Annotated in this window: 11 protein-coding genes; 8 read left to right on the forward strand and 3 right to left on the reverse strand. The window is 67.0% G+C overall.

The genetic code is table 11. The annotated features are described in order from the left end of the window. Positions 1–6: 6 nt before the first annotated feature. Complete coding sequence (locus KDB67_RS22135) at positions 7–765, forward strand: SDR family oxidoreductase (RefSeq protein WP_291020689.1); 759 nt, start codon at positions 7–9, stop codon at positions 763–765. Between the two features lie 17 nt (positions 766–782). Here the strand turns inward: KDB67_RS22135 and KDB67_RS22140 are convergent, their stop codons facing one another. After that, positions 783–1,931, reverse strand: coding sequence for an acyl-CoA dehydrogenase family protein (locus KDB67_RS22140; RefSeq protein WP_324384300.1), 1,149 nt, complete (start codon positions 1,929–1,931; stop codon positions 783–785). A gap of 95 nt (positions 1,932–2,026) precedes the next feature. Between KDB67_RS22140 and KDB67_RS22145 the strand changes: the two genes are divergently transcribed. The 6 genes from KDB67_RS22145 (at position 2,027) to KDB67_RS22170 (ending at position 7,988) form a co-directional block, all read left to right on the forward strand. Next, entirely contained in the window at positions 2,027–2,791 is a 765-nt protein-coding gene (locus KDB67_RS22145) for a GntR family transcriptional regulator (RefSeq protein ID WP_291020692.1), read from the forward strand. A gap of 81 nt (positions 2,792–2,872) precedes the next feature. Continuing rightward, entirely contained in the window at positions 2,873–3,718 is an 846-nt protein-coding gene (locus KDB67_RS22150; protein WP_291020694.1) for an enoyl-CoA hydratase-related protein, read from the forward strand. Further along, positions 3,715–4,509 carry an enoyl-CoA hydratase-related protein gene (locus KDB67_RS22155; protein ID WP_291020696.1) on the forward strand — a complete coding sequence of 265 codons (795 nt, stop codon included), beginning with the start codon at positions 3,715–3,717 and terminating at the stop codon, positions 4,507–4,509. The genes KDB67_RS22150 and KDB67_RS22155 overlap by 4 nt, the downstream gene beginning before the upstream one ends. 93 nt (positions 4,510–4,602) lie before the next feature. Continuing rightward, positions 4,603–5,709 carry a 3-hydroxyisobutyryl-CoA hydrolase gene (locus KDB67_RS22160; protein WP_291020698.1) on the forward strand — a complete coding sequence of 369 codons (1,107 nt, stop codon included), beginning with the start codon at positions 4,603–4,605 and terminating at the stop codon, positions 5,707–5,709. Positions 5,710–5,796: 87 nt separating this feature from the next. After that, positions 5,797–6,573 (forward strand): enoyl-CoA hydratase, encoded by a 777-nt coding sequence (locus KDB67_RS22165; RefSeq protein ID WP_291020700.1) that lies wholly within the window; start codon positions 5,797–5,799, stop codon positions 6,571–6,573. Positions 6,574–6,773: 200 nt separating this feature from the next. After that, the gene (locus KDB67_RS22170) at positions 6,774–7,988 is read left to right on the forward strand and encodes an alpha/beta hydrolase family protein (protein WP_291020703.1); all 1,215 of its coding nucleotides are present in this window, start codon (positions 6,774–6,776) and stop codon (positions 7,986–7,988) included. Between the two features lie 92 nt (positions 7,989–8,080). On the opposite strand, the gene kstR is transcribed toward KDB67_RS22170, so the two are convergent. Beyond that, complete coding sequence (gene kstR, locus KDB67_RS22175; protein WP_291020705.1) at positions 8,081–8,746, reverse strand: cholesterol catabolism transcriptional regulator KstR; 666 nt, start codon at positions 8,744–8,746, stop codon at positions 8,081–8,083. A 130-nt stretch (positions 8,747–8,876) separates the two neighbouring features. Here kstR and KDB67_RS22180 point away from each other — a divergent pair, with 130 nt between their 5' ends. Beyond that, a complete protein-coding gene (locus KDB67_RS22180; protein WP_291020707.1) occupies positions 8,877–11,081 on the forward strand; it encodes an acyl-CoA dehydrogenase in 2,205 nt (734 codons plus the stop codon). Positions 11,082–11,105: 24 nt separating this feature from the next. Here KDB67_RS22180 and KDB67_RS22185 read toward each other — a convergent pair whose 3' ends face one another. After that, a complete protein-coding gene (locus tag KDB67_RS22185; RefSeq protein WP_291020709.1) occupies positions 11,106–11,864 on the reverse strand; it encodes a cutinase family protein in 759 nt (252 codons plus the stop codon). Positions 11,865–12,248: the final 384 nt, after the last annotated feature.

A 12,248-nucleotide genomic window follows, 5' to 3' on the forward strand; every position in this document is an offset into this window, starting at 1 on the left:
TGCGCAATGATATCGGGTGAACTCGACGGCAGGGTCGCACTCGTCACCGCGGCCGCCGGCGCCGGCATCGGCAAGGCGATCGCGACCAGGCTCGCCGCCGACGGCGCGACGGTGATCGTCACCGACGTCCATCAGCGGCGCCTGGACGCCGCCGTTGCCGAAATAGGCGGCAACGCCGTCGGTTACCTGCTCGATGCCGGTGACCGCGACCAGATCGTCCAGGTCACCGACGCCGTGGCCGCCGCACACGGGCCCATCTCGATCCTGGTCAACAACGCCGCCCTCAACGTCCTCGGACCGATCTTCGACTACGACCCGGCAGACTGGGACCGGGTGATGGCGGTGAATCTGTCCGGGCCGTGGATGCTCAGCCGTCAGGTGATGCGGCAGCTGCGTGAAGCCGGACTGCCCGGGGTGATCCTGAACGTCTCCACCTACGCCCCCGACGTCGGCGGTGAAGGGATCGAGGCACCCTACGCGGTCAGCAAGGGCGGCCTGAACGTGCTCACCCGCAGCTGCGCCCACGAGGGCGGACCGTACGGCATCCGCGCCAACACACTGTCGATGGGCATGGTCACCGGCACCCGCTTCACCGACGCGCTGCACCCGGACATGCAGGACACCGAACGCGCCAAATCGCCGCTGGGCAGACTCTCGCACGTCGACGACATCGTCGAGGCCGCCGCCTTCCTGATCTCCGACCGGTCCAGGAACATCACCGGGGAGACGCTGAACGTTGCCGCCGGAACCCACATGCGCTGGTGAGCCTCCCCGAGATGGGACTACAAACCGGCCAGCTGGGCGACCCGTTCGCGGTGGTGACCGGTGGAACCGAGGAGCGTCTGGGAGCTGCGGGCGCGTTTGAAGTACAGATGCGCGGGGTGTTCCCAGGTGAATCCGATGCCGCCATGGATCTGAATGCTCTCGGCGGCGATGTGATAGAAGGCGTCCGAGCAGTATGCCTTGGCGATGGAGGCAGCCAGCGGGAGATCATCGGCGCCGGATTCGGCTGCGCCACAGGCGTAGTACGCGGCGGACCGGGCGGATTCGAGTTCCACCAGCATGTCCGCGAGTTTGTGTTTGATGGCCTGGAACGAGCCGATCGGCCGCCCGAATTGTTCACGGACCTTGGCGTAGTCGACGGTCGTTTCCAGCACTCGGGCGGCGGCGCCGACCTGTTCGGCGGCCAGCCCCGCGGCCCCCAGATCGAGTACCGCCTCGATGTAGGACCAGCCGTCGCCGTCGGTACCGACGAGGGTGGCCGGGGCGTCGTCGAAGGTGAGCGTCGCGAGGTTGCGGGTCTGGTCGAGCGTGGCGAGTGGCTCGGCGTGTACTCCGCCGGCCTGTGATTCGACGGCGAACAGTGCGACGCCGGCATCGGTGCGGGCGGGCACCAGGAGCAGGTGGGCGTCGGCGCCGTCGATGACGAACGTCTTGGTTCCGGTGATGGTGAAACCGTCTGCGGAACGCTGCGCACGGGTGTGCACGGCGTCGGCGGTCAGGCTGTCGGTGTCATCGAGGAGGGCGACGGTGGCGATGGTGGTGCCCTCGGCGATCCCGGGTAGGTAGGTACGGGCAGCAGACTCGTCACCGCTGATCAGGAGTGCGCCCGTCGCGAGTACACACGTCGACAGCAGTGGTACGCAGGCCAGGGCCCGGCCGGATTCCTCCATCACCACTGCCAGTTCGCCGAAGCCGAAGCCCGCGCCCCCGTATTCCTCGGGGATGGCAAGTGCGGCGATGCCGACCTGGTCGGTCATGACCTTCCAGGTGGCGGTGTCGAAGCCCTGCCGGGCGTCGAGAAAGCTGCGCACGGCGGCTTCCGGGGAATGCGTTGCGAGCAGGTCGCGAACGACAGCGCGCAGTTCCTCGCGTTCGGGTGTCGGCGTCAGCATCGATTGCCCCCATTCGGAATCGTCAGGTGATAGCACCGCATCCTTAAACGGTATAATGAACTAACTGATTGCACAAGTTGTCCCGCTCGCCCACGGGCCCCGTTGTATAGTTCAAAGATTCGACTCGTTGGGTGAAAGGGCAGCTGGTGGCAGTGGGTACCGGATCGTCGGTGGTCAGAGTTCCCAAGGCGGGTGAGCTCGTCGCCGCGCAACTGCGCAAACAGATCGTCACCGGAGTGCTCAAGCCGGGCGATCCGCTGCCCGGCGAGACGGCGCTGATGGAACGCTACGGCGTGTCGCGGCCCACCATGCGCGAGGCGTTCCGGATTCTCGAATCGGAGTCCATTATCGTCGTCCTGCGCGGTGCGCACGGGGGTGCCAGGGTGCTCGCTCCCGACGAGTCCGTCGCGGCCCGGCATATGGGACTGCTCTTGCAGTACCAGGGTGTTCCGCTGGCCGACGTCTATCACGCCCGCACCGAGTTGGAGGTGGCGGCACTGCGCGCCTGGTCCGGCGCCGAGACGAGCCTGGATGCGCTCGCGGCCCTGATCGATGGCGCGGCGGCCGCGATCGACGACGCAGTGGAGTTCGCCGCGATCGACACCAGGATCCACGAGGCGGTGGTGGGTCTGGCCGGGGTGCAGACCATGTCGGTGCTCGCGGGCATGTTGCTGCAGATCATGGCCGCCCACAACGCGCAGTTCATCTCCAAGCATGGAGTCGAACACGAGCGCGATGCCGACGAGCTGGCGCTGCGCGCGTACCGGCGGCTGCTGAAACTGCTGGTCGCCGGCGACGTCGACGGTGCTGTCACGCACTGGCGGCGGCACCTGCGCAAGGTGGAGTCGTACATGGTCGAAGACCCCGACCTGACCCTCGTGGAGGTGCTCTCGTAGGACTGCCCCGTGTCGCAACCACCCTCGCATAAGGTATAAAGAACTAACTGATTGAGCGTGCGGGTGAGGCGAGGAGTGTCCATGGGGCCGGTGAACGGGATCAGCGTGGAGCGCCGCGACCGGGTCGCGGTGGTGTGGCTCGACCGGCCCGAGCGCGGCAACGGATTCATCTCCGACATGCAGATCGAGCTGCACGAGCGCCTGGCGGAACTGGACGCCGACAACGAGGTTCGCGCCATTGTCGTGACCGGGCGGGGCAGGTTCTTCTCCACCGGCGCCGACCTCGAACCGGGCGGTGCCAACTTCGCCTTCGACGACGAGCAACTGCGTGGCGCCCGCGACATGATGCGAGATCGGCCGCGTCCGTGGCGGATGCGTACCCCCATCATCGGCGCGATGAACGGCGCCGCCGTGGGGCTCGGACTCACCTTCGCATTGCAGTGGGACATCCGGGTCGTGAACGAGAGCGCCAAGTACGGTTTCGTGTTCACCCGGCGCGGGCTGATCCCTGAGCAGAACTCGCTGTGGCTGCTGCCCAAACTCGTCGGGCTTGCCACGGCCACCGAATTGCTGCTCACTGGACGGCTTTTCACCGGAGCGGAGGCCAAGGAGCTTGGAATCGCCGCCCACGCCGTACCCGGTGACGAGGTGCTCGACACCGCGCTGGAGATCGCGCGCGACATCGCCGACAACACCGCACCCGCGGCCGTCGGGCTCACCAAGGAACTGTTGTACGAGTTCCTGGAGGAATCCGATCGCGAACCCGCATTTCATCGGGAATGGGAGATCTTCCGGGCCATCGGGCGGCAGCCGGATTCCGCCGAAGGAGTGGCGGCCTTCGTCGAAAAGCGTAGTCCGGCATTCACTTCCGGAAAGGACTACGAGGTGACGGTGCACGGCTCGGCTGACTGGGAGGCACGGCAATGAGCGAATCCGACGAGGTGCTCTACGACGTCGACGACCATGGTGTGCTGGTCCTGACCCTGAACCGTCCCGAGCGTCGCAACATGTGGTCGCTGGGCATGGAGACCGCGTTCTACGGTGGATTGGCCCGTGGCGCACAGGATCCGGACGTCCGCGTCATCGTCGTCACCGGCGCCGGGAACACTTTCTGTCCCGGCCTCGATCCGAACGTGCTCGACGAGATCAAGGGCGGCTCTAGGTACGCCACCAACCGGTTGCCGCAGACCTTCGCCACCACCATCCCCAAACTGGTCATCGGCGCGATCAACGGCTCCTGCGCGGGTATCGGTCTTGCCCAGGCGCTGTGCCTGGATTACCGATTCGCTTCCCGCGGAGCCAAATTCACCACCGCCTTTTCCAAACGCGGACTGCCCGCCGAGGATGCGTCGGCATGGATGCTGGGCCGGCTCACCGGACCCGCCCACGCCTTGGATCTGATCGTCTCGGGCCGGGTGTTCCTCGCCGAGGAGGCCGCCGAACTCGGCGTCGTGCAGCGGCTCAGCGAACCCGGCCAGGTGCTCGACGACGCCGTCGCCTACGCCCGCGCCGTGGCCGAGAACGTGTCGCCGGTGTCGATGGCGATGATGAAATCGCAGGTCTGGCACGACCTCGACTGCACCATGGACGCCGCCAGAATCCGGGCACAGCACCTGCTCACCCTCGCCAAAGGCCTGCCCGACTTCACCGAAGGCGTCAACGCCCTGGTCGAAAAGCGCGCACCGAACTTCGAACCGTACTCGCGCGTCGTCTTCTGACGGTCGCCCGACGGCGGGTCCGATGCCGGTGTCGGCCACGCTGATCATTTACTAGGATGTCCAAGTAAAGCGTCAGTGTGGAAGGAGCCCCGGATGGCGGAAGTAGACGGCGCAGGGACCGACAACCCGGCATCGGTGCTGGTGAAGGTGGACGGCAGCGTCGGGACGGTGACCCTCAACCGGCCCAAGGCGATCAACGCCCTCGATCACGAGATGGCTCTCGCGATGGAGCAGGCGTTGCTCGGCTGGGCGGTCGACTCCGAGATCAGCGCGGCCATCGTACGGGGCGCGGGGGATCGTGGCCTGTGTGCGGGCGGTGACATCGTCGCCATTCACCGCGACGCCGCGGTGCTGAGTGCGGGCGAAGCGACCGACGCCGAGGCGGCGGCCTCGCCGTCGGCCGCGTTCTGGCGCGACGAGTACCGGCTCAACACGCTCATCTCCCGGTATCCGAAACCGTATGTGGCGATCATGGACGGCATCGTGATGGGCGGTGGCGTCGGCATCTCCGCGCATGGCAACACGCGGGTGGTCACCGACCGCACCAGGCTCGGCATGCCCGAGGTGGGCATCGGTTTCATCCCCGATGTCGGCGGAACCCATCTGCTGTCCAAGGTCCCCGACGAACTGGGCACCTACGTGGCGCTGACCGCCGGCACCATCCGGGCCGCCGACGCCATCGCGATCGGGCTGGCCGACCACTACATTCCCGCCGACGGACTGGCCGCCGCACTCGACTGGTGGAAGCCGGGTGAGGCGTTCCCCGGTGCGGATCCGGGTGAGTCGGCGCTCGCCGAGCAGCGTGGCTGGATCCGGGAGGCGTTCGCCGGAGATTCCGTCGCCGACATCATCGCCCGATGCCGTGAGCTCGGTACCCCCGAGGCAACCAAGGCGGCCGACATCATCGAGGCGAAAAGTCCACTGGCCGCGGCGGTTACGCTGCGGGCCCTGCGCGAGGCGGCATCCGTCGAGGATCTGGCGCAGTCGTTGCGCGTCGAGTACCGGCTCGCGCTGCGCTCGCTGTGCAATCCCGATATGGCAGAAGGGATTCGGGCTCAGGTCATCGACAAGGACCGCAATCCGACGTGGCGGCACAGTGCCCATGCGTCGGTTACCGCCGATGAGGTCGATGCCTTCTTCGAGCCGCTGCCGGTGGAACTGGAACTGCCGATCGAGGCATGGACCGCGCCGGGCGAATAGCCGGCGTCCCCCCGAACACGACCCGCCATATGCCGGCCGGCCCGGCCGCGCAACACTGGGCACCAACCGAACGAGAGGCTTGACCCTATGACCGCATACGAGACCATCATCGTCGAGACCGAAGGCCGGGTGGGCGTCATCACGCTGAACCGGCCCAAGGCACTCAACGCCCTCAATACCCAGCTGATGAACGAAGTCGTCAGCGCGGCAAAGGCTTTCGATATCGATCCGGGGATCGGCGCCATTGTGCTGACCGGCTCGGAGAAGGCATTCGCCGCCGGTGCTGATATCAAGGAGATGTCGTCGAAGACCTACAGCGAGGTGGTGTCGGAGGCGTTCTTCGGTGCTTGGGACGACCTGTCGCGGGTACGCACACCGATCATCGCCGCGGTCACCGGCTACGCGCTCGGCGGCGGCTGCGAACTGGCGATGCTGGCCGACACGATCATCGCCGGTGAGAACGCCCGCTTCGGTCAGCCCGAGATCAACCTGGGTGTGATCCCCGGCATCGGCGGCTCGCAGCGCCTGACCCGCGCCGTCGGGAAGGCCAAGGCGATGGATCTGGTGCTCACCGGCCGGCAGATGAAGGCCGACGAGGCCGAGCGCGCCGGACTGGTGTCGCGCGTGGTGCCCACCGAAGAGGCACTGGCCGTCGCCAAGGAGGCCGCCGCGACCATCGCGTCCAAGTCGCTGATCTCGGTGTATCTGGCCAAGGAGGCGGTGAACCGGGCGTTCGACACCACGCTGACCGAGGGTGTGCGCGCCGAGCGGTCGCTGTTCTACTCGCTGTTCGCCACCGACGACCAGACGGAGGGGATGGCGGCGTTCGTCGAGAAGCGGGAGCCTGACTTCAAACACCGCTGAACCCTCGCTCGCCGTTGGGGTGAAATTTAGACCGTTGACCCGCAGGTCACCGCCGAAATGGCGCCGACCTGCGGGTTTTCTGGTCTGCGAAGTACCTCGGTCATGTCACAAATGGCTAACGGCATCCTGCCCCGACTTGGGATACGGCGAAACCAGAGTTACATTTGTTGCATCTGAGACTGATGATGCTAAAGGGGTACATGGTGCGACGAGGTGTGATGCGCGGCCGGTTGGCCCGCGACGTGGCGGTGATCGCCGGGGCATTCAGCCTGGCGATCGCCGGTGGTGCGGTCACCGCCGTGGGGCCCGCCGCAGCGGCTCCCACGACTGTGACCAGCGACAATCAGGGGGGAACACCGTCGGGGGCGCCCACTCCGGCCGTCGGGACCACCGCACCTGCCAAGACGACCGCACCCGCGACGAAGGCCGTGCCGCCCAAGAAGACCGCACCGGCCACGACCACGGCTGCGAAAGACGACACGGGCGCCGATCCCGATCCCGCGATCTCCCGCATCGACACGATCATCACCGGTGCGGGCGGCCGGCGCGTCACCGCGATCGTGTACTCGGGAGCGATGCGCAAGATGATCCCGATCGAGGTCCTGCGCCCCAAGGATCGGTCGAAACCGGCGCCGACGCTGTACCTGCTCAACGGCGCGGGCGGAGGTGAGGACTCGGCCACCTGGTCTGCCCGTACAGACTACGAGAAGTTCTTCGCCGACAAGAACGTGAACGTGGTGACGCCCATCGGTGGCGCATTCTCGTATTACACGGACTGGCTGCGAGACGACCCGGTGCTGGGTCGCAACAAATGGACCACCTTCTTCACCAAGGAACTGCCGCCACTGATCGACAAGCAGTTCGGCACTACCAAGGTCAACGCGATCGCCGGCATCTCGATGGCGGGTACTTCGGTGCTGAATCTGGCCATCAACGCGCCGAGGCTGTACAAGTCGGTCGCCGCCTTCAGCGGTTGTGCGCGTACCAGCGATCCGTTGGGACAGGCCTACATCCAGGCAGTCGTCGGAGGTCGTGGCGGCGGCAGCATCGTCAACATGTGGGGGCTGCCGGGTACTACTCTGTGGCGGCAGAACGACCCGTACATCAACGCGGCCAAACTCCGCCACACCAAGGTGTACATGACCTCCGGCAGCGGTCTGCCCGGACCGTACGACCGACTCGGTGCGGCCGGCGTGGAGAACAACCTGGACACCCTGGCCAACCAGATCGTGCTCGGCGGTCTGATCGAGGCCGCCGTCAACCAGTGCACCAAGGACATGGATCGCCGGATGAGCCGGCTCAAGGTGCCGCACGAGGTGATCACCCGCGCCACCGGTACCCACTCGTGGGAGTACTGGGCGCAGGACCTCAAGAAGGTGTGGCCCAAGATCGCCAAGGATCTCGGCGTCAAGTAGCGCGACCGGCACCGCCCGAACACACAGCCCGGCAGATTCCCTGGGAACCTGCCGGGCTGTGTTGTTGGTGCTCCGTTTTGGTGGCGCCGGGTTCAGCGGTCCTTGAGCAGCAGTTTGACGGTGAGTTCGAGGCGGTTGGCGACGTCGGTGGCCGAGGCGCGGCGGGTGAGCCACTGCACGAGGTTGGACATCCAGACGTCGGCGATGACACGGGCGATGGCCAGGTCGTCGGCGGTCGGTTCACCGTCGTCGACCATCGCGCCGGCGAACAGCCGGTCGATGACGCCGGCCACCTGGTCGACCTCGGCGGAGGCCGAGGCGTCGGCGAACATGAAGGCGCGGGTCATGGCCTCGGTGAGCAGCGGGTCGCGCTGCATCGCGTAGGTGATCATGTCCAGCACGTGGCGCAGGCGGTCGACGGCGGTCTCGCCGCGCAGCTGGGAGCGATCCACCCGGCCCTCGACGCGGCCCAGCTCGCGGGCCATCGCCGTCACCAGCAGGTGCACCTTCGACGGAAAGTAGCGGTACAGGGTGCCGACGGCGACGTCGGCCTTCTCGGCGACGGTGCGCATCTGCACGGCGTCGTAGCCGCCCTTGGAGGCCAGCGCCAGAGTGGCGTCGAGGATGCGCTTGCGTCGTTCCCGCTGGGCCGACGATCCCGAGTCGGCGCCGTTGGCGGTTGATTCGGTATCAGGTACGGGAATATCCTTGGTCGAGGTCAGGTCGACGGCTGCGTTGTCGGATGCGGAACGGGCCATCAGCTCTGGGTCCTCACGTGTCGGGTCCTCACGGGTCGGGCCGCCTTGCGGCTACCGGCTCCCACTATCTCATGGCATATTAGAACAGGTTCTAATTACGGGTCACAACCCCAATATGCGCAGGAGTGTCGTGAGTCTGGTCACCAGTGAAGAACAGCGGGCCGTGTGCGAGGCGATCGCGGCGTGGGCGTCGGCTCAGGGCTTCGCCGACGCCGCCCGCGCCCGCCTGGACAAACCAGGGGACGAGAGCCGCGACTCCTGGTCGGTTCTGTTCGGTCAGCTCGCCGAGTTCGGCGTGTTCGGCGCGGCCGTCGCCGACGATCAGGGCGGGCTCGGGGCCACCTTCGCCGATGCCGCCGCGATGATCGAGCAATGCGGCCACGACCTGGTACCCGGACCGATCGGGGCCACGGTGGCCACCGCGATCGGCCTGGCCCGGTCGGCGGACCCGCGCGCGGCGTCGTTGCTGGAGTCGGTGCTGGCCGGTGAGGTGGTCGCGGCGGTGCCCGCGAGTGCGTACACCGGGGCCTCGGTCATCGACGGCGGCACCGTCGAGCTGGGGCTGGTTCCCGGCTACGTGGACGGTTGCGTGCTGACGATCCCGGTCGCAGGTGCCGACGGGGCGTTGTCGTGGCAGGCTCTCGCGCCGGGATCGGTAGCCGTCACCGCCGCAACGCAATCCGCGACCGACGGCGCTACGCCGGTCGCCCGCGTCTCGATCGCGGGCGTGGACGCCGACGATCTGCTCCCGCTCGGCGGCGATGCGATCGTCAGCGGAGTGCTACACGCCGCGCTGGCGGCATATCAGAGCGGTGTATGCAGATGGGCGCTGGACACTGCCGTCGGCTATGCCAAGGTGCGAACCCAATTCGGTTCTGCCATCGGCTCGTTCCAGGCCGTCAAACATCTCTGCGCCGACATGCTATGTCGCAGTGAGCAGGTCACGTCGGTGGCATGGGATCTGGCGCGGGCCGTCGACGACGCGCTCGCGGGTGGCGACGATGCGCTCGCCGGTGGCGACGATGCGACGTCGCAGCTCGAATTGAGCGTACTGGCCACCGATGTCATTGTGGCGCAATCGACTCCGGGAGTCACCAAGGACTGCATCCAGGTACTCGGCGGTATCGGGTTCACCTACGAGCATCCGGCGCATCTGTACCTGCGGTCGGCGCTGGCCGCCGCGGTGCTCCTCGGCCATGCCCACGATCAGGCTGTCGCGCTGGCTGGGGCCGGATTGGCCGGTGCACGAAGAGCTTTCGATGTCGACCTGTCCGCTGTCGAGAATCAGCGGGACAAGGTCCGCGTCGACGTCGCCCACCTCGCGGAGGTGTCCGGCGACGAACGCCGGCACCGGCTGGCCGATTCCGGGTATCTGATGCCGCACTGGCCGCAGCCGTACGGGCTGGCGGCGTCGCCCGCGCTGCAATTGCTCATCGACACCGAACTCGATGCGGCCGGCGTCGTGCGTCCGGACCTGGTGATCGCAGGCTGGGCGATTCCGACGATTCTGCAGCACGGCACCGATGCACAGCGCGAGCGCTTCGTCGCCCCCACTCTGGCCGGCGACATCGTCTGGTGCCAGATGTTCTCCGAACCCGAAGCCGGATCCGACCTGGCGTCGCTGCGCACCAAGGCCGTTCGCGTCGACGGCGGTTGGAGCCTGACGGGCCAGAAGATCTGGACGTCGCAGGCACATAACGCGCAGTGGGCGATCTGCTTGGCGCGCACCGATTTCGACGTCGCCAAGCACAAGGGCATCACCTACTTCCTCGTCGACATGAGTTCGCCCGGGCTGGACGTGCGGCCCCTGCGGGAGGCGACCGGACACCCCAAGTTCAACGAGGTGTTCCTCGACGGGGTGTTCGTGCCCGACGACTGCGTGGTCGGCGACATCGGCGGCGGTTGGCGGCTGGCGCGCACCACCCTCGCCAACGAACGCGTCGCGATGGGCGGATCGGGTCTGGGTAAGGAGATGGACGCACTGCTGCGGCAGATCGACGGCCTCGGCCGCGACCTCACCACCGGCGAGCTACAGACCTTCGGCAGGCTGTTCGCCGACGCCCATGTGGGGCGGGTGCTCGATGCGCGGGCCGTCACCGCACAACTGGCCGGCCTCGATCCGGGAGCGGTGTCGAGCGTGCGCAAGCTGATCGGCGTCCAGCACCGCCAGTCGGTGCCCGACTTCGCGCTCGAACTGTCCGGTTTCAACGCCCTTGCCTGGCCGGAATCGACCGAGCAGGTCATCCAGAACCGGTGCCTGTCGATCGCCGGCGGTACCACTCAGATCCTGCGCACCGCGGCGGCCGAACGGATCCTGGGCCTGCCACGCGGGTAGCCGCCGGGCCGGTGTTGCCCCTGCTCAGCCGGCGGGCAGGGGGTCGGATGTGCCGGGCGTGTCGGTGGATGCGACCATTCCCGCGGCGAAGGCCGCACCGGCATAGGTGACGCCGCCGAAGACGTACGCCAGGTGCAGCGGATTGGGCGGGCTGAACGGGCTGCCGTCACAGATGTTGTCGAACGGCAGGCAGTAGCGCATCGACTTGCCGGCGTATTCGGGGCCGAGACGGATCGGGGGAGCGCCGATGTCACCGAGCCAGTTGTCCGACGGCGGGGAGAACAGAACCACCGCGACGATGTGATCGGCGATCGAGGCCGGCAACGGTTTGGGCATCGCCCGCTGCAGTATCGACAGATCCTTACGCAGGGTCAGATCGGAACTGATCGCATACCCGACGACCGCCGCACCCTGGGAGAACCCACCGAGGACGATCTTGGTGTTCGGGCATCGCCTGATGGTGTTGACGATGCGTGTCTGGGTACCGAGCACGCCGTTGCGCACCGACATCACGTACGAGAGCGGCCTGGCATAGTTGCCGCTGGCCGCGTATCTGATTCCATGACCGGCGACGAACTGCCCGGGGAGCTGGGCCTGCAGCGAACCGACGAACGACTGACCGGTGGCTCCGAGTGGCGCGGGCATCTCGGTGGTCCCCCGCGCATAGATCGCCTGCACGCTCGGGCAGGGTGCCGCCGACGCCTGTGGTGCCGCCACGATCGTCGCGGCAGCGGTCAGCGCCGTGCCGAGGCATGTGAGTAGCGCGGTGGGAACCATCTTCATACCGGCCGATACTAGCGCCGGTGGACCCGTGACGTCAGGTCCGAAGGTCGCATGAGTGCCTGATGACACACTCACCCGCCGGGATGGCCGAGTATGCCGGAAGTCCCGGAAACCGGGTTCAACCGCACGGTCAGCAGGCGGTCTGAAGTGTCACGGGTTTGATGGGGAGAACTGCCCATCGGTGGAGAGAACTACCCATGGTGTTGTCGTAGGTGGTCGGGCGATAGTTGTGATGTCCAGAAAAACACCTCCAAAAAGGGAGAAATACAATGAACATCACCAAGACCTCCGCGACCGGTGCCCTGATCGCCGCCGCCGGCGCCGTTGCCCTCGGATTCGCCGCCCCGGCCGCCAATGCCGCTGTGTTCCCGAATAATCCGGTCA

It is taken from the genome of Gordonia sp. (in: high G+C Gram-positive bacteria) (assembly GCF_020438995.1).
GTDB lineage: Bacteria > Actinomycetota > Actinomycetes > Mycobacteriales > Mycobacteriaceae > Gordonia.

Bases quoted from the DNA above. Each gene is read 5' to 3' on its own strand.
- KDB67_RS22135 (WP_291020689.1), top strand. From the start codon at position 7: ATGATATCGGGTGAACTCGACGGCAGGGTCGCACTCGTCACCGCGGCC.
- KDB67_RS22150 (WP_291020694.1), top strand. From the start codon at position 2,873: ATGGGGCCGGTGAACGGGATCAGCGTGGAGCGCCGCGACCGGGTCGCG.
- KDB67_RS22155 (WP_291020696.1), top strand. From the start codon at position 3,715: ATGAGCGAATCCGACGAGGTGCTCTACGACGTCGACGACCATGGTGTG.
- KDB67_RS22160 (WP_291020698.1), top strand. From the start codon at position 4,603: ATGGCGGAAGTAGACGGCGCAGGGACCGACAACCCGGCATCGGTGCTG.
- KDB67_RS22165 (WP_291020700.1), top strand. From the start codon at position 5,797: ATGACCGCATACGAGACCATCATCGTCGAGACCGAAGGCCGGGTGGGC.
- KDB67_RS22170 (WP_291020703.1), top strand. From the start codon at position 6,774: ATGGTGCGACGAGGTGTGATGCGCGGCCGGTTGGCCCGCGACGTGGCG.
- kstR (WP_291020705.1), bottom strand. From the start codon at position 8,746: ATGGCCCGTTCCGCATCCGACAACGCAGCCGTCGACCTGACCTCGACC.
- KDB67_RS22185 (WP_291020709.1), bottom strand. From the start codon at position 11,864: ATGAAGATGGTTCCCACCGCGCTACTCACATGCCTCGGCACGGCGCTG.